The organism is Defluviitalea raffinosedens (genome assembly GCF_016908775.1).
Taxonomy (GTDB): domain Bacteria; phylum Bacillota; class Clostridia; order Lachnospirales; family Defluviitaleaceae; genus Defluviitalea; species Defluviitalea raffinosedens.
This window is the reverse complement of sequence record NZ_JAFBEP010000001.1, coordinates 285,815-303,799: the sequence shown is the minus strand read 5'-3', so window position 1 is coordinate 303,799 and position 17,985 is coordinate 285,815. Positions and strand designations below refer to the sequence as shown.

General features: G+C 37.5%; 12 protein-coding genes, 1 pseudogene, 1 riboswitch and 1 other annotated feature. Of the genes and pseudogenes, 12 read left to right on the top strand and 1 reads right to left on the bottom strand.

What is annotated here, in order from left to right:
* Window positions 1–22 precede the first annotated feature (22 nt).
* Window positions 23–245 (top strand) — a binding site (T-box leader).
* A 45-nt stretch (window positions 246–290) separates the two neighbouring features.
* The 7 genes and pseudogenes from ileS (at window position 291) to JOD07_RS01470 (ending at window position 10,992) form a co-directional block, all read left to right on the top strand.
* Entirely contained in the window at window positions 291–3,407 is a 3,117-nt protein-coding gene (gene ileS / locus JOD07_RS01500; protein ID WP_158739901.1) for an isoleucine--tRNA ligase, read from the top strand.
* A gap of 231 nt (window positions 3,408–3,638) precedes the next feature.
* Window positions 3,639–3,875 (top strand): hypothetical protein, encoded by a 237-nt coding sequence (locus JOD07_RS01495; RefSeq protein ID WP_204611755.1) that lies wholly within the window; start codon window positions 3,639–3,641, stop codon window positions 3,873–3,875.
* A pseudogene (locus JOD07_RS15955) lies at window positions 3,806–4,300 on the top strand (DUF1533 domain-containing protein); the annotation flags it as partial. The gene JOD07_RS01495 and the pseudogene JOD07_RS15955, both read left to right, overlap by 70 nt.
* A 90-nt stretch (window positions 4,301–4,390) precedes the next feature.
* The gene (locus JOD07_RS15765) at window positions 4,391–6,277 is read left to right on the top strand and encodes an S-layer homology domain-containing protein (RefSeq protein ID WP_204611753.1); all 1,887 of its coding nucleotides are present in this window, start codon (window positions 4,391–4,393) and stop codon (window positions 6,275–6,277) included.
* 121 nt (window positions 6,278–6,398) lie between these two features.
* A complete protein-coding gene (locus JOD07_RS01480; RefSeq protein ID WP_158739899.1) occupies window positions 6,399–7,694 on the top strand; it encodes a M18 family aminopeptidase in 1,296 nt (431 codons plus the stop codon).
* Window positions 7,695–7,717: 23 nt separating this feature from the next.
* Window positions 7,718–10,162, top strand: coding sequence for a glycogen/starch/alpha-glucan phosphorylase (locus JOD07_RS01475; protein ID WP_158739898.1), 2,445 nt, complete (start codon window positions 7,718–7,720; stop codon window positions 10,160–10,162).
* Window positions 10,163–10,347: 185 nt separating this feature from the next.
* The gene (locus tag JOD07_RS01470; protein ID WP_158739897.1) at window positions 10,348–10,992 is read left to right on the top strand and encodes a hypothetical protein; all 645 of its coding nucleotides are present in this window, start codon (window positions 10,348–10,350) and stop codon (window positions 10,990–10,992) included.
* A gap of 44 nt (window positions 10,993–11,036) precedes the next feature.
* On the opposite strand, the gene JOD07_RS01465 is transcribed toward JOD07_RS01470, so the two are convergent.
* Window positions 11,037–12,143, bottom strand: coding sequence for an HD-GYP domain-containing protein (locus JOD07_RS01465; protein ID WP_158739896.1), 1,107 nt, complete (start codon window positions 12,141–12,143; stop codon window positions 11,037–11,039).
* A gap of 253 nt (window positions 12,144–12,396) precedes the next feature.
* Between JOD07_RS01465 and JOD07_RS01460 the strand changes: the two genes are divergently transcribed.
* The 5 genes from JOD07_RS01460 (at window position 12,397) to JOD07_RS01440 (ending at window position 17,968) form a co-directional block, all read left to right on the top strand.
* Window positions 12,397–12,951, top strand: coding sequence for a rubrerythrin family protein (locus JOD07_RS01460; protein WP_204611750.1), 555 nt, complete (start codon window positions 12,397–12,399; stop codon window positions 12,949–12,951).
* Window positions 12,952–13,178: 227 nt separating this feature from the next.
* Window positions 13,179–14,957, top strand: coding sequence for a methyl-accepting chemotaxis protein (locus tag JOD07_RS01455; RefSeq protein WP_204611749.1), 1,779 nt, complete (start codon window positions 13,179–13,181; stop codon window positions 14,955–14,957).
* Between the two features lie 5 nt (window positions 14,958–14,962).
* Window positions 14,963–15,154: riboswitch (cobalamin riboswitch) on the top strand.
* Window positions 15,155–15,307: 153 nt separating this feature from the next.
* Window positions 15,308–16,171 carry an ABC transporter substrate-binding protein gene (locus JOD07_RS01450; protein ID WP_243144557.1) on the top strand — a complete coding sequence of 288 codons (864 nt, stop codon included), beginning with the start codon at window positions 15,308–15,310 and terminating at the stop codon, window positions 16,169–16,171.
* Between the two features lie 8 nt (window positions 16,172–16,179).
* Window positions 16,180–17,190, top strand: coding sequence for a FecCD family ABC transporter permease (locus tag JOD07_RS01445; protein ID WP_158739929.1), 1,011 nt, complete (start codon window positions 16,180–16,182; stop codon window positions 17,188–17,190).
* 4 nt (window positions 17,191–17,194) lie between these two features.
* The gene (locus JOD07_RS01440; RefSeq protein ID WP_158739893.1) at window positions 17,195–17,968 is read left to right on the top strand and encodes an ABC transporter ATP-binding protein; all 774 of its coding nucleotides are present in this window, start codon (window positions 17,195–17,197) and stop codon (window positions 17,966–17,968) included.
* Window positions 17,969–17,985: the final 17 nt, after the last annotated feature.

The window sequence follows — 17,985 nt, the reverse complement described above, 5'->3', positions numbered from 1 at the left end:
AATTATAGATTGGGATATTTGTATAAACACGAGGAAAAGGACAAGTACGTATTTTTGGAGTCCACAGCGAATTGGGGATGGTGGAAGCCCAAGATGAAGAAAATACGGAAAATCCCCTTGGAGTGGCAGACCGAACTTGCAGTAGGCTCTGACGGGATTCCCCCGTTAACAGGAAAGCATATTATAGTATGTATAGAACGATGTAATATCAGGTGGTATAGCGAAAGTAGCCTTTCGTCCTGTTAAGGGATGAGAGGCTTTTTATAATGGAAAGGAATGGAGGGTATACTGTGTATAACAAAGTTTCGACAGACCTGAATTTTGTGGAACGAGAAAAACAGGTATTAAAATTCTGGAAAGAAAACAATATCTTTGAAAAAAGCATGTCCCTGAGAGAAGGGGGACCGACTTTTACATTTTATGATGGACCTCCTACAGCCAATGGAAAGCCTCATATAGGGCATATTTTAACAAGGGTAATTAAGGATATTATCCCAAGATACAAGTCAATGAAAGGATATAATGTTCTTAGAAAAGCAGGCTGGGATACTCATGGACTTCCTGTTGAGCTGGAAGTAGAAAAAACCCTTGGCATCAGCGGTAAGCCTCAGATTGAAGAATATGGCGTAGAACCTTTTATCAAAAAGTGTAAGGAAAGCGTTTGGAAGTATCAAAGTGAATGGGAAAGAATGAGCGATCGTGTAGGTTATTGGGTAGATATGGAAAACCCATATGTAACCTATCATAATAATTATATTGAATCGGTTTGGTGGTCTTTAAAGAAAATTTGGGATCAAGGACTTTTATACAAAGGCCATAAAATAGTACCTTATTGCCCAAGATGTGGTACATCCTTATCCAGCCATGAAGTCGCACAAGGCTATAAGGATGTTAAAGAAGCTTCTGTTTTTGTAAAATTCCCTGTAAAAGGCGAAAACCAAGTTTACTTAATGGCTTGGACAACAACCCCATGGACTCTGCCGTCCAATGTGGCATTGGTTGTAAATCCTGATGAAACCTATGTAAAAGCAAAATGTGCTGATGAAGTTTATATTTTAGCAGAAGCTTTGGCAGAAACCGTATTAAACGAAGCATACGAAGTTTTAGACAGAATGGTTGGAAAAGATTTAGTCGGAACAGAATATACACCAATTTTTGATTTTGCTAAGGTAGATAAAAAAGCATGGTATGTTGTAGCAGATGATTATGTAACCTTAACAGATGGTACTGGTATCGTTCATACAGCTCCTGCTTTCGGGGAAGACGATGCCAGAGTCGGAAGAACTTATGATCTTCCTTTTGTGCAATTGGTTAATGAGCAAGGTAATTTTGTAGATGCTGTAACCCCCTGGAAAGGAATGTTTGTAAAAGACGCTGATCCAGAGATTATAAAGAATTTAGACAGCAGAAACCTTCTTTACAAAGCTCAGGATTATGAGCACTCCTATCCTTTCTGTTGGAGATGTGATACACCACTTTTATATTACGCAAGAGATACCTGGTTCATTAAGATGACAGCAGTTAGAGACAAATTGCTTAAAAATAACAAAAAAATTAACTGGCTTCCTGAAAATATCCGTGACGGCCGTTTTGGAAACTTCCTTGAAAATGTCATAGACTGGGGTCTTAGCCGTGAAAGATACTGGGGAACTCCTCTGCCAATCTGGGAATGTGGTTGCGGATATCGCCATGCCATAGGCAGCATTGCAGAACTCCGCGAAATGGGAAAAGATGTACCAGAAGATATAGAACTTCATAAGCCTTATATTGACAATGTATATCTTAATTGCCCCAAGTGCGGCGGCAGCATGAAGAGGGTTCCGGAAGTTATTGACTGCTGGTACGATTCTGGTTCCATGCCTTTTGCACAATGGCATTATCCGTTTGAAAACAAGGAAAAATTCGAGCAAAATTTCCCTGCAAACTTTATCAGTGAAGCAGTGGACCAAACAAGAGGTTGGTTCTATACACTCCTTGCTATTTCCACTCTTTTATTTGATGAACCGGCATACCAGAACGTAATTGTGCTCGGATTGGTTCAGGACAAAGATGGACTTAAGATGAGCAAGCATAAAGGAAATGTAGTGGATCCATGGTCTGTTCTGGACAAACAAGGGGCGGATGCAGTAAGATGGTATTTCTACACCAACAGTGCACCATGGCTTCCAAGCAGATTCTACGGAGAAGCCGTCAGTGAAGCTCAAAGAAAATACATGGGAACTTTCTGGAATACTTATGCATTCTATGTACTGTATGCGAACATTGACGGATTCAATCCAATGGATTATACATTGGATTACGACCAATTATCCATCATGGACAAATGGATTTTATCCAGACTGCATTCTTTAATTGCAACTGTTGATAAAAACTTAGACAATTACAGAATCATAGAATCTGCAAGAGCTCTGCAGGACTTTGTAGATGATTTAAGTAATTGGTATGTAAGAAGAAGTAGAGAACGTTTCTGGTATAAAGATATGCCTCAGGATAAAATCAATGCCTATATGACTCTTTATACTGTTTTAACCACTTTAACGAAGCTTACAGCGCCATTTACACCATTTATGGCAGAAGAAATTTACCAAAATCTTGTAAGAAATGTGGATAAGAACGCTCCTGAAAGTGTGCACCTGTGCCTGTTCCCAGAAGTTAATGAAACATTCATTAACAAAGAATTAGAAGAAAACATGGACACAGTTCTAAAAGTCGTTGTTCAGGGCCGTGCATGCAGAAATACTGCCAATATTAAAAACAGACAGCCTTTAGGAAAAATGTATGTTAAAGTAGCTAAAGAACTTCCAGGCGAATACAAAGACATCATTGCCGATGAGTTAAATGTGAAAGAAGTTATCTTTACCGATGATGTGGCTGATTTTACAACCTATTCCTTCAAGCCTCAGTTAAAGACTGTAGGGCCTAAATACGGAAAACTGGTAGGAAAAATCCGCGAAGCTCTAACAGCAATCGATGGCAACAAAGCCATGAATGAGCTAAAAAGCGGCAATCCATTAACCTTTGATTTTGATGGAGAAAAAGTGGAACTCCTTGAAGAAGACCTTTTAATCTCCACAGAGCATAAAGAAGGTTTTGTGGCAGAAAGTGAGAAAGATGTGACTGTAGTATTAGATACCAATCTTTCAGAAGAACTGATTGAAGAAGGATTTGTAAGAGAAATCATCAGCAAGATCCAGACCATGAGAAAAGAAGCTGACTTCGAAGTACAGGACTATATTCTTGTAACATATCATGGCAATGAAAAGCTGGCTAAGATTATCGAAAGAAATAAAGAAGAAATCGCCGGAGAAGTTTTGGCAGAAAACATATCAGAAGGAACCATGGACGGCTATTCCAAAGACTGGAATATCAATGGAGAAGCAGTTCAATTCACCGTGAAAAGAGCGTAAGTTTAGCAGGCTGCTCAGTAAAAGATTTACTGAGCAGCCTGTTTTTATTGTATAGGAAATTCCACCAAATTTCCTATACAATAAAAAGTCTTCCGGGCAGGATGCACACCTGCGGGTATTGTATTTCATGTCAAAAAAATCATGTTTCATGCAATAGATCGTTTTTAGAGAATTTTTTATGATATTTTAAATGAAAGAAATATAAAAATTCATTTCAAGGGAGGAAAGCAAATGAGAAAAAAAGGAGGGAAAACAGTGAAAAAGCTAATTAAAAGAATGGCTCCCCTTATATTGGCATTAGCGGTGATTTTGGGAAGTCTGCCAGGCTTTTTAAATGCAAAAACTGTTTATGCTGAAGAAAGACTTAAAGACTTAGGAAACATTTTAGTTGAGCTGGGATATTCCGATGCAAAGGTGATACGAGGGATTCCTGGTGCAGAGCCTGTTGTTCCAACACAGGAATTTTAGAATACAATGTATACAGAGATGGTGTATTTGCTGGTAAGACCATAGAGACTCAGTATTTAGATACTGGATTAACTAAAGGAACTGAATATGCTTATACGGTTGAAGCTATAGATGACAGTTCTGATCAACTTAGTTCCGGGCTCTCTGAACCACTTAAGGTAACGACAATTGAAAGTCAACCTGTACCTGAGCTTACACCAGATACGACTTCCAATACAGTAGATAATTCCTTAGATATTACTTTTACAGATCATGTAGATTGGAGAAGTAATATTGTCGAAATTACAGTTGGTAATACCGCATTAACAGCGTCTCAATACAGTATTGCTCCTGGAAAGATAACCATTAAACAGGGTGTTATTACTAAAGCAGGAGATTATGAAATTACTGTCAGAGCTAATAATTATAATCCTCTAACGGTCACACAATCTGTAAAAGCAGGAAAACTTGCTGCAGAAAAAACAACTGTAGAAGTAAATCCTGCATTCGATTTAGGAACTGAAAGTACCATTACAGTGACTGCCAAAGACCAATATGGCAACCTTGTAAAAGGTGAGCAGCTCTATACCGATGTAACGATTATCAATAATGACGGGGAAACAGATGAAGAATATATTGTTGCAGGATATGTTTATAAAGAAAGCGATAAGAATGTGGAATTCGTTGTACCGACAAATGAAAATGGAAAGACATCCATGAAGGTTCGCATTCCTTCTCACGTTGATGAAAATGATGGTATATCCATACAGTTTAAAACTGATGGTGGAACCAAAGCAGGCAGTGCAGTAGGATTTATCGCTGGATCAATTCCTCCAGTGAATACCACAGTGCAAGTTTCCCCCAGTTTAAGTTCAGGGAAAACAAGTATCGTTACAATTATAGCAAGAGATGAAAAAGGAAGAGCGATAAAGAATCATCAATTCTATGCGGATATTATAATTATAAACCATGATAAAACTAATAATGAGAGTTATACAGTTTCAGATCATGTATACCGAGCAAGTAATACCAACGTAAAAGTTGGAAGGAAGACAGATGCCAATGGAATAACAACCTTCCAAATTACAATCCCTAACGTGGTGGACAAAAATGATGGAATATCTATTCAGTTAAAAACAGATATCAATGGGTATGCCATCGGAGAACCAATCAAATTTATAGAATCTTCTTCCGGTGGAGGTTCCGGTGGTGGCGGTTCTGGCAGCGGAGGATCCGGAGGATCCGGCGGTGGTTCTGGCAGTGTTTCTCAAAATAATAATAAAATTAATGTGACAAAAGAGATGGTAAAGAATGCTTCTGGAGAAACGTTAACAGTTACGATATCTTCATCTGCAAAAGAACCTGCGGTATATGTTAACGGTGATGCATTAAAAGAACTCATTTCACAAAGAAAATCACTTGCTGTTAAGACGAATGATGTAGCGATTACTATACCATCCAGTGTGGTCGCTTCCATTGATGACGATCAACAGGCAAAAATTACTGTGAAAGAACTTGACAGCAAAGAAGCTGAGGACAAATTAAAAGATGCCTCCAAGAATGCTGGGAAAGGTTTATTTGCCATTGGCGGAAGAGTATTTGAATTTACGGCAGAAATTGAGGACGAAAAAGGAGATAAAGAAACTCTAAGATTTAACTCTGATATCACGGTAGCAATTTCTCTGGCAGGAATGGATTTAAGCACTATCAATGTAGAAAAATTAGGCGTATACTACTACAATGAATCTACTGAAGAATGGGAATATGTTGGCGGAGTATATAATCCGAAAACAAATACAATAACATTTACCACCAGTCATTTTTCACTTTATGCTGTGATGGAATATAATAAAACCTTTGCAGACATTGCAAGCCACTGGGCAAAGAATGAGATTGAAATTATAGCTGCAAAACACATTATGGTTGGAGTAGATGATACCCATTTTGAACCTGACAGAAGCATTACCAGAGCGGAATTTGCAGCGATCCTGGCAAGAACCTTAAAACTTGAACCCGATCAAGCTTCTGTTCAATTTGTCGATGTTCCAGAAGGAAAGTGGTACTACGATTATATCTCTGCTGCTACCAAAGCAGGATTAATCAAAGGAGTAGACAGTAACCATTTTGCACCAGATGCAAATATCACCAGAGAGCAAATGGCGACCATGATTACAAGAGCATACACATATCTCTACGGAGGAATAGGCCTTCCTGATATACCAAATGCAAACGATGGAAACTTGTCCATCTTTACAGACAGGAGCAATATTTCAGGTTATGCAAGAGCAAGTATTTCCTTTGTTATAAATGAGAAGCTGGTAGACGGAAGAACTCAAACGACATTTGAACCAAAAGCAAATGCAACAAGAGCAGAAGTTGCAGTAGCACTTTACAGATTCATTAAACTCATGGAAAGAAAATAAGTAAAAAGAGTAGGCAAAGGGCGTATAATGCGCCCTTTGCTTTTTGTGAAATAAAAAAAGGTATTTGTGTTATAATGATAATATCGACTTTCACAATATCTTGTATATAAAGGAGTTTATTATGAGAAATGATACATTTGCAAAAGAACTTATTTCATTTATAGACAGCAGCCCTTCGCCTTTTCATGTAGTTCACAATTTAAAAAAGACTTTAAGAGATCATGGGTTTATAGGCTTAGACCCTAAAAGTCATTGGGAACTTCAAAAGAAGGGGCGTTATTTTACAGTAATGAATGATTCTGCTCTAATCGCTTTTGAGATAGGAGAAGGAAATATAGAGGAAGAGGGCTTTAAGATGATTGCGGCCCATACGGATAGTCCTGCGTTTAAAATAAAGCCTTTTCCTGAAATGAGGATAAAGAATTATATCAAACTCAATACTGAAAGCTATGGAGGTGCTATACTGCATACCTGGCTTGACAGGCCCTTGTCCATTGCTGGAAGAGTAGTCCTAAAAAGTCAAAATCCGTTGAATCCTACAAAAAGGCTTATAGATTTTAAAGAGCCTATTGTCATTATTCCCAGTCTTTCAATCCATATGAATCGGACAGTGAATGAAGGCGTAAAATTTAATAAGCAGAAGGATACCCTACCCTTACTGGGGGTTGTAAATGATGAATTTGGCGAAAAAAATAGAATTTTAAGATTGATTGCTCAAAACTTAGATGTTAAAATAGAAGAAATTTTGGACTTTGATTTGATTTTATACCCTGTAGAAAAAGGACTTATTACAGGTATGAACAAGGAGTTTATCTCCTCACCTAAACTAGATGATTTAGCCATGGTTCATGCTGGTTTGAAAGCCATTATAAGTGCAAGGCAGACATCGGGTATTAATGTTTTGGTATGTTATGATAACGAGGAAATTGGAAGTGCTACCAAACAAGGGGCGGATTCCCCCATGCTTCCTTACGTACTGGAAAGGATTCTCCTGTCATTAGGCAAGGGGCGGGAAGATTATTTTAGAGCTTTATCCAACTCTTTTATGATTTCTGCCGACATGGCCCATGCCCTTCACCCGAACTACGAAGAAAAACAAGATCCAACCCATCATCCTTTAATCAATGGAGGGCCGGTAATAAAGATCAATGCTGATCAAAAATATGCAACAGATGCGGACACCAGTGCAGTGTATCAGGAAATATGTCAAAAAGCAGGCGTACCTGTCCAAAAGTTTGTCAATCGTTCTGATGAATTGGGAGGAAGTACCATAGGACCCATCAGTGCCACCCAACTTGGAATACGTTGTATAGATGTAGGAAATCCCATGCTGTCCATGCATTCTGTCAGAGAACTTGGCGGCGTATTGGATCATGAATATATCATTAAGTCCTTTGAAACGTTTTATGGTTTATAAGAAATAATGTGGAGGGATTTGCTTTGAATCTGGATTTTAATAAAGAAGAATTCAAAAGACAAGTATTAGAAAATGTTAAAACATTAAAAAGAAAGACTATCGAGACAGCGACAAAGCAGCAAATCTACCAGGCAGTTGCTTTTGCCCTCAGGGATCTAATTACCGACCGCTGGATTGCTACCCATAAAACTTACGAAGAAAAAGATGCAAAAATTGTCTACTATTTATCTATGGAATTTTTAATGGGGCGGGCTCTCGGAAATAATTTAATCAATTTAATGGCTAAAAAAGAAGTTGAAGAGGCCTTGGCGGAACTGGGAATAAACTATAATGATATTGAAGAGGAAGAACCCGATCCAGGCCTTGGAAACGGTGGTCTTGGAAGACTGGCTGCATGTTTTTTGGATTCTCTTGCGACTCTTGAATACCCGGCCTATGGTTGTGGAATCAGGTACCGGCACGGTATATTTGAACAAAAAATCGTAGATGGATATCAGGTTGAACAGCCGGACAACTGGTTGGAAAACGGCAATCCATGGGAAATAAGACGCTCTGAATATGCCTGCGAAGTCAAATTTGGGGGTAATGTCAGAGTTGAAAAAAAGGAAAATGGAGAGGATAGATTCATTCAGGAAAACTGTCATACCATCATTGCAGTGCCCTACGATATTCCAATTTTAGGATACAATAATTATACGGTTAATACCTTAAGATTATGGGATGCCAGGGCAATTATTAAATTTGACTTTAACAAGTTTGACCAGGGAGAATACCAAAAAGCAGTAGAACAGCAATATTTGGCAGAAACCATCGTAGAGGTATTATATCCTAACGACAATCATATACAGGGTAAAGAGCTCAGACTAAAACAGCAGTACTTCTTCGTCTCTGCCAGTGTTCAAACAGCAGTAAAGAAGTTTAAATCAAAACATAATGATTTAAAAGACTTGCCTAAGAAAATTGCGATCCAGATGAACGATACCCATCCTTCCATGGCAGTTGCTGAACTGATGAGAATTCTTATAGACGAAGAAGATTTATCCTGGGATGAAGCATGGAATATTACAACCCAGGTTTGTGCTTATACCAATCATACCATAATGTCCGAAGCCCTTGAAAAATGGCCGGTTGAGTTGTTTAGCAGACTCCTTCCAAGAATTTATCAGATCATTGAAGAAATTAACCGCAGGTTCTGCCTTGAATTATTAATTCGCTACAAAGATGACCATGAAAGAATCCGTCGTATGGCCATTATATCTGATGGTCAAGTAAAAATGGCTTGGCTGGCTATTGTGGGAAGTCACTCTGTTAACGGAGTTGCGGCACTCCATACAGAAATCCTGAAAAATCAGGAACTAAAAGACTTCTACGAATTATATCCCCATAAGTTTAATAACAAAACCAATGGAATCACTCAAAGAAGATGGCTTGCAAAAGCTAATCCGAAACTTGCAGCACTCATTACAGATACTATAGGGGATGGTTGGTTTACGGATTTAACAGAATTAAATAAACTGGTGCCTTATAAAGAAAATGAAGCATTCAGAAAGAAATTTATGGAAATCAAGTACGAAAACAAGATAAAACTGGCGGAATACATAAAGAAGCATAACAACATTGAAATCGATCCCAATTCCATATATGATATTCAAATTAAACGACTTCATGAATATAAAAGGCAGCTCCTTAATGTGCTTCATATCCTGTATTTATACAATCAATTAAAAGCTCACCCCGATATGGATTTCTATCCTCGTACCTTCATATTTGGGGCAAAGGCTGCGCCAGGATACAGAAGGGCAAAACTCATTATTAAACTCATCAATACTGTAGCAGACATCATTAATAAGGATGAGCACATTAATGGAAAAATTAAAGTTGTATTTGTTGAAAACTATAATGTATCCATTGCTGAAAAACTTTTCCCGGCTGCGGACATCAGCGAGCAGATCTCAACAGCAAGTAAAGAAGCATCCGGAACTGGTAATATGAAGTTTATGCTAAATGGAGCAGTGACTATAGGGACCTTGGACGGAGCCAATATAGAAATTAAAGAAGAAGTTGGGGATGAAAATATCTTCATTTTTGGTTTGACGGCGGATCAAGTGATTGAGTACTATAAAAACCGAAACTATAATCCTTGGGATATCTATAATACCAATCAAGATCTCAGATTGGTTTTGACACAGCTTATTAATGGATTTTTATCCCCAGAAAATCCAGAACTGTTCAGAGAGATTTATGACAGTCTGCTAAATGGAGGAGACGAATATTTCGTACTTAAAGACTTTGACAGCTATGCGCAGACTCATAGGAGAATTGTTGAAGCCTATAAAAACAGAGAAGAATGGACGAAAATGCAGATCATGAATGTAGCTAAAAGCGGCAAGTTTTCCAGTGACAGGACGATTAAAGAATATGCAGAAGAAATCTGGAACTTAGAACCTATTCATGTTTCGGTAGATTAAAACGAAAAAATCCCTAAATCATTTAGGGATTTTTTTATTGCATAAAAAAATATTTCCGATTTCCTCTGCAATGAAAAAAACACCGGGCAGGATGCACACTTGCGAAACTCTTTTTACACGAACCAAATGGAATATATTGCATATATTGTTATTGAGTAAAAAATAAGTAAAAAGGAGGAGGAAAAATGTCTCAAAATTTTGAGCAAAATAGAGCATATAACCAAGGTAATCAACAGCCTGGCCAACAACCAGTAAGTCAACCTCAGATGAATCAACAGCCCATGATGCAACAACCAGCAATGCAAGACACAATGATGCCACAGTCGGGGATGTATCCGGGAATGTATCAACCAGGTATGTATCAGCCGGGAATGTATCAACCAGGTATGCAGCAGACTATGCCTTCCTATTATATTGATGATATGGATGATAGAGATAGAGAATATTTAAAGAAATTGCATCCAGAATTAAATCAAAGGATACTAAAGTATATAGAAGAAGAATGCAGCAAAATGGATTATGATGGAAGCCCTATGTATGATGAATACCCTGATCATGAAACGATAGAGCAAATGATCGACAGAATTTACGAAAGAATCGTCAATGAAATGCCTGAAGTATTAGAAGAACCTGACATGGATAGACAAAGAATACCAAGATATCGTCTCATTCGTTCTCTGACAGGAGCACTTTTACTATCTGAATTGTTTGGAAGAAGACAAAGATATCGCAGAAGATATCCATATGATTATTTCTATGGATATCCATCTTATCAATACCCGTATTATGGGTATCCATACTACCAATATCCATATCCTTATTATTATTAAAATTGATGCATTGTTTATAAGACCAAATGAGGTCTTTTTTTTTATTATTTTTTCATAGCTCTTAAAATAGCAGGATTGTTCATATATTCATCCGGAACGAGTTCTCTTTGAATTTTAATATCGTCATGAAGAACCAAGTCCAGTCTTTTAAAAAGCTCCTGCTGAGATTTCAAATCATAGATCACTCTTACAGTGGGTTGGTTAATGGCTTCAGTTTTATTTTTTTCAACGATGGCAATGGTATCGTCACTTAATAAGACTGTTGTCCCTACAGGATAATAGCATATGATACTCCGAAATATTTTAAAGATATCTGAATCCAAATGATATCTTGTCATTTTTTCCATTTCATTTAAAGTATCAATAATGGTATATGGATCTCTATGGATACGCTTGCTGGTCATCGCATCGAAGATATCACAGATCGCACAAATTTTGGCCGCTTCGGGAATTTTTTCACCAGTGAGTCCTAAGGGATATCCTTTACCGCCAATTTGCTCGTGATGCATCAGAATCATTGCTTTAGTTATGGGAGTTAAAGAAGGATGTTCTTTAAATATATGATATCCTTGAAGGGGATGCTGTTTGATCAAATTATATTCTTGGTTAGAGAGCTTTACAGGCTTATTTAATACTTCATCGGGAACTAATATTTTTCCAAAGTCATGAAGAAGTCCTCCTATAGCCAATTTTTTTAAGTAAGATTTATTGCCCCCCATTTTTCTCCCGAGCATAACGCATAAAACGGCTACATTTACACTATGGCAATAGGTGTAGTTATCTTTGGCTTTAATGTCGACTATATCATATAGAATTTCCTTGTTGTTTAAAATCTCTTCAATAATTCTGACAGCGGTATCTTCCAGTCTGTGAACATCTATTTGCTGAGTTGCTTTAAATAAAGAAACCATATCCTTTACCAAATCAATGGTTTCCAGGCGAACTTGCTCAGAAATGACGTCTTTGTTTTCGATTCCTTCAGACAAATCATCCACAATATATATTTTATCGATGCCTCTTTCCAGCAATTTTTCTTTATAATAAAGTTTAAAACTTGTATTTTTAGCAAGCAGTCTGCTGCCATCTTTATCAATAATCGTTTTGGCTATAATTTCTCCACCATTTAAACATTCTACAGGGACCAGGCGCATAGTATGTCCTCCGATCTTTAATTAATACATTTATTATAAATCAAAAAAGGTATGTTTTCCACATTCTTAAATAAAAGAAAAAAATACGTTTATACATTTATTCCAGCATACCATTGGGTTTGACAAGAGTAGCCCCAGGGGGTACATTAATAGTAGAAAAATAAAGTGGAGGATAAGATCTATGTATAAAGACAGTACGATTTGCGTAATATAACAAAGATGAATTGAGAATATTAAAACAAGGAGGATTCATATGGTTAAAAACGCAATGACTGCTGACTTTTTGCGCTCTGCTTACGGTGGAGAAAGCATGGCGCATATGCGCTATCTGATTTGGGGTGAAATCGCCAGAAAAGAGGGATTTCCCAAGATAGGAACTCTGTTTGAAGCCATAGGATATGCAGAATATGTTCATGCAAATAACCACTTTAATGTCTTAAAGGAACAAAAAGGAGACTATACAGTTCCTGCCGGAGGAGTTTTTGGTATTGGAAGTACTGTAGAGAACCTACAGGGCGGCATTGATGGAGAGCTTCACGAAGTAGAACAGATGTATCCGGTTTATTTGCAGACCGCAGAGTTCCAGGGGGAAAAAGGCGCAAAACGTTCCTTCCACTATGCATTGGAGGCTGAAAAAATTCATGCGAAAATGTTTAAAGAAGCGCAAGAAAGTGCGAAGTCGGGGAAAGATTATGACTTTGAAGCGGTTTACATATGTCCTGTTTGCGGTTATACGGTTCTGGATGAATCGCCGGACGTATGTCCAGTCTGTGGAGCTAAAAAGGAAATATTTAAAGAATTTAAATAGCTAAGGGCTGTTGGTAAAAACCAACAGCTTTTTTAGTACTTTCAGTGTATTGTAAATAAAAAATGGAAGTGATATAAAAATAAAGAAATAAGGAGGAAAAGGAAGCTATACGCATTAATGTCGATAATTGTATGCAAAAATTGTCGAATTATAAACTTGACCAAAAATTGAACTGGGTTTAAGATTAAAATAAGGCAACATATATAAAATTGAAGGGGCGGATTCTAATGAAGAAGATAGAAAATAAAATCATACTCCTGTCATTGTTGAATACTTTCGTACTGGTTGTACTATTAGGTACCATATCCATTTCATTGGTCTTATATACACAAACAACATCGTTAAATGCAATGGAAAAAAGCATGAGAGAAAGCTTTGATCACTTGATTTCGACTCAGGTGCAAAGTGCTGTCAGTGTGATTGAACAATATGGGAAAAAAGTAGAGAAAGGCGAGATGACTTTAGAAGAGGCTAAAAAAGCTGCTGCCGATATCGTTAGAGATATGCGTTATGGCGAAGATGGGTATTTTTGGATTGACACATATGAGGGAGTTAATGTAGTATTATATGGAAGTGCAACAGAAGGTACCAATCGCTATGAGCAGAAAGACAGTAACGGCAAGTATCTTATTAAAGAGATTATCAAAAACGGAATGCAGGAGGGTGGTGGTTTTTCAGACTACCACTTCCCAAAAGAGGGACAGACAGAACCACTACCTAAGCGTAGTTATTCATTATCTTATAAACCTTTTGAATGGGTTGTTGGAACAGGAAATTATACGGATGATATTGATGCAGTAATCAATACTAAGAAAATAGAAATGAGGAAGCAAATAAACAGGCAAATTATGTTATTTGGCTTTATGGCTCTTTTGGTTGGAGTTCTATTTGTTATTATATCCATCATAGTAGGTAAAAAAATATCAAAACCTATTAAAGAATCTTCTAAGATCATCGAACAGATTTCCCAGGGGGATTTATCTGTCGATATGCCAGCCAAATATCAGAAATATAAGGATGAAATCGGTCTCATTTCAAGATCTTTGCAGCAAATGATCAAGACTTTAAGAAGCATGGTGAATGATATTGTAACTGAATCCAATAAATCTATGAAGGCAGTTATAGTGGTTAATGAAAATGTTGATGCTCTGAAAGATCAGATAGATGAGGTAGCATCTACAACAGAAGAAATTTCTGCAGGGATGGAAGAAACGGCGGCATCTTCCGAGGAAATGAATGCCACTGCTTCAGAATTTGAAAATGCTGCACACTCCATTGCTCAAAAGGCACAGGATGGAGCAAAAACTGTCGAAGAAATTCAAGAAAGGGCAAACAGATTAAAAGAAAGAGTTTTAACATCTCAAAATAATGCAATGAAGATTCTTGAAGAAGCAAAATCTGCCCTTGAAAAAGCAATTGAAGAATCGAAATCGGTAGAACAGATCACAGCTTTATCTAATATAATCCTTGAAATTACTTCTCAAACGAATCTTTTGGCCTTAAATGCGGCTATCGAGGCAGCCAGAGCAGGGGAAGCCGGTAAAGGCTTTGCGGTGGTTGCGAATGAAATCGGAAAACTGGCTGAAAACTCAGGAGCTACAGCAAAAGAAATTCAAGAAATAATCAAGACAGTCCAAAGTTCAGTAAATAATCTCTCATCTACTTCGAATAAATTGATGGAATTTGTTTCTTCGGATGTAAAAGAAGATTATGGATTAATGCTGGAAGCAACAGATCAATACCAAAAAGATGCTGAAAATGTAAGTGCGATCATTACAGATTTTAGTGTTACATCTGAGAAATTACTGATTTCTATACAGAATATGATAAAAGCTATTGAGGAAGTAGCTTCTGCAACCAATGAAGGAGCCGCCGGAATAACCAGTGTGGCTGAGAATACGGCAGTCATTGCAGATAAAGTTAGTACAATAGCAGAGCAAACAGAAGAGGTGAAGTCAGGAAAAGAAAAACTTATGGAAGCTGTGGAAAGATTTAAACTTCAATAATAAAAAACTGAATAATTCATTTAGGTGCCTTATAAGATGAAACTTATAAGGTGAAAAGGGAATACGGTTAGAATCCGTAGCAGCCCCCGCTACTGTAATTGATGACGAGTCTTTAAAAGCCACTCTAAGTATTTAGGGGAAGGCAAAGACGAGGATGAATCATGAGCCAGGAGACCTGCCTAAATGAGAGCATTAATAAGCTTTCGGAGGGAAAGCCTATTAGAGTCAATTAACTATTTTGCTTTTATGCTATAGTTATAAATTCTAGTGGCAGTACGTCTATGATGTACTGCCTTTTTAATAGATAAAATTTTTAATGGATTAAAGCTGAAAGGAAAGGATAAAGCAATATGAAAAGAATCTTAAAGACATTACATATTTTTATGATCATAGCCCTTTTAGGCACTATGGCTGGATGTAGTGGTGTTAAGAACACCCAAATAAGTGAGGAGCCAAAAAGAATCGTTTCTGTAGCTCCCAGTATTACAGAACTCATTTATGCTTTAGGCAAAGGAGAAAACCTTGTGGGAAGGACCGACTACTGTGATTATCCGGAAGAAACAAAAGAGGTTCCAAGCATAGGGTCCTTAATTGATCCCAGTGTAGAAAAAATTGTTGAGTTAAACCCGGATATCGTTATTGCCACTGCCAATTTTAAAGAAGAAACCTATAAAAAACTAGAAGACTTAGGCATAGAGGTGGTTGTGCTCTATGAAGCTATTGACTTAGAGGGAGCTTATGATTCTATAGCTAGATTGGGGCAAATCCTTAATGCAGAAGATGAAGCCAATCGAGTTATTACAGAGATTAAAGATAAGATTGAAGAGGTTCAGGAAAAGGTTAAAGATGCCCCAAGGCCGAAAGTATATTATGTTGCCGGCTTTGGTAAAAATGGAGATTACACTGCCACTGGAGATACCTTTATAGGTCAGCTTCTGGAGATAGCCGGAGGGGATAATATTGCAAAAGATGCAACAGGATGGCAGTATAGTCTTGAGAAAATAATAGAAAACGATCCAGATATCATATTGATCTCCCAAAATTATGGACTAAAAGAGCAGTTTGTAGAAACTGCCGGCTACAAGGAGCTGTCAGCTGTAAAGGGCGATAAGGTGATTGAAATAGACGATAATCTTATTGCAAGGCAAGGCCCAAGACTTGGGGAAGGTGTAGAAAGCCTGGCAAAGATCATGCATCCAGATTTATTTGAATAGGTGAGATGATGAGACTAAAAAGAAAAACACTATTTTTTGTATTGCTCGTTTTATATTGTATACTGGCGATCGGGGCCATTTCGGTGGGAGCAGCCAATATAAAGCCCTGTGAGGTATTCATGGAAATCCTTAAGTATATACCTATTATTGGCAAGCATATCGATACAGTACCCTCTGATACAAATTTTCTTATTGTTTTTATGGTACGCATGCCCAGAATTATTATGGCAAGTATAGTTGGGATGGGATTGGCAGTAGTAGGGACCTCTTTTCAGTCCCTATTTAAAAATCCTATGGCAGACCCTTACGTGCTTGGAATATCAGGAGGGGCTGCCCTGGGAGCGGCGCTGGCAATTACTGTTCATTTGCCGGCTGCTCCATTTGCCTTTATAGGAGCGGTAACTACGACCATCATGGTATATCTTATTGTACAGGTCAGATCAAAAACAGCTACGATCTATTTACTTCTGGTGGGAAGTGCCATAGGTTTTTTGACATCGGCTTTAATATCCATCATAATGGTGTTTAATCAGGAACATGCCAGCAGGATTATATTTTGGATGATGGGAAGTTTCAATGCTTCAAGCTGGGAGAATATTTATATAACAGCTCCGGTTGTATTTGTCGGCACAATGATTATTTCTTTTTTATATAGAGATCTCAATTTAATGCTTGTTGGTGAGGAAACGGCTAAAAGTTTAGGTGTAGAAACAGAAAAGCTAAAAAAAGGCGTCATTATCATTGCATCCATGATGATTGCTGTTTGTGTTTCTTTTTCCGGAATCATCGGATTTGTAGGCTTTTTGGTGCCTCATATGGCAAGAATCATTGTTGGTCCCAATAATAAAGTTTTGATTCCTTTTTCGGCTTTGGGAGGCGCGATTTTTTTACTGCTTTCTGATACTCTTGGAAGAACCATAGCCGCTCCCGGAGAATTACCTGTAGGAGCGGTGACGGCATTGATTGGTTCTCCCTATTTTATATATCTTCTGATTAAAATGAAGCGAAGGAGTGGATAAACCCTTGGGACAAAAAATAGATGTAAGAAATCTTAGTTTTTCCTATGGAGATCAACAAGTATTAAAGGATATCAGTTTAAGTTTTAATAAAGGTAAATTTTATTCCATCATTGGACCCAATGGTTCGGGGAAATCCACATTTATAAAAAATATTTCAAAGCTTATTACCCCAAAAGCCGGAAGTGTATTGATAGACAATCAGGATATTTGCAAAATGAAAAATAAAGAATTAGCCAAAATGATGGCAGTGATTCCCCAAAACATACTCATAGACTACGATTTTACTGTTTTTGATATTGTGATGATGGGACGAAGTCCATATAAACGAAGTTTTCAGGATTTTAACGGGGAAGATCAGGCGATCGTGGAAAAGTACATGCGAGCGACCAATACATGGAACTTAAAGGATCAGTTGATTACGAATTTAAGTGGCGGAGAGATTCAGAGAGTTATCGCTGCAAGGGCTTTAAGTCAGGAAGCAGACATCATTCTTCTGGATGAAATCACTTCCCATCTGGATATACAGTATCAGATAGAATTTTTAAATATATTTAGAAGCCTAAAAGAGGACAAGATCATCATTGCAGTATTGCATGATTTAAATTTAGCGTCTACCTTCAGTGATGAAATTATATTGCTTAAAAGAGGACAAGTTGAGGCCAAAGGTTCCCCCGAAGAAGTAATCAGTAAAGAAAATATTAAAAAGGTATACAATCTTTCTGTGGAAATCTTTGAAAATCCTGTAAGTCAATGCCCTTATGTCATTCCTATTGTTTAAAAATTTAAGGATTATTT

What these genes read in the sequence shown, in the direction of transcription:
- JOD07_RS01455 (WP_204611749.1), top strand. Translation starts at nt 13,179, where the DNA reads ATGAAGAAGATAGAAAATAAAATCATACTCCTGTCATTGTTGAATACT.
- JOD07_RS01460 (WP_204611750.1), top strand. Translation starts at nt 12,397, where the DNA reads ATGGTTAAAAACGCAATGACTGCTGACTTTTTGCGCTCTGCTTACGGT.
- JOD07_RS01470 (WP_158739897.1), top strand. Translation starts at nt 10,348, where the DNA reads ATGTCTCAAAATTTTGAGCAAAATAGAGCATATAACCAAGGTAATCAA.
- JOD07_RS01445 (WP_158739929.1), top strand. Translation starts at nt 16,180, where the DNA reads ATGAGACTAAAAAGAAAAACACTATTTTTTGTATTGCTCGTTTTATAT.
- JOD07_RS01465 (WP_158739896.1), bottom strand. Translation starts at nt 12,143, where the DNA reads ATGCGCCTGGTCCCTGTAGAATGTTTAAATGGTGGAGAAATTATAGCC.
- JOD07_RS01480 (WP_158739899.1), top strand. Translation starts at nt 6,399, where the DNA reads ATGAGAAATGATACATTTGCAAAAGAACTTATTTCATTTATAGACAGC.
- JOD07_RS01450 (WP_243144557.1), top strand. Translation starts at nt 15,308, where the DNA reads ATGAAAAGAATCTTAAAGACATTACATATTTTTATGATCATAGCCCTT.
- JOD07_RS01495 (WP_204611755.1), top strand. Translation starts at nt 3,639, where the DNA reads ATGAGAAAAAAAGGAGGGAAAACAGTGAAAAAGCTAATTAAAAGAATG.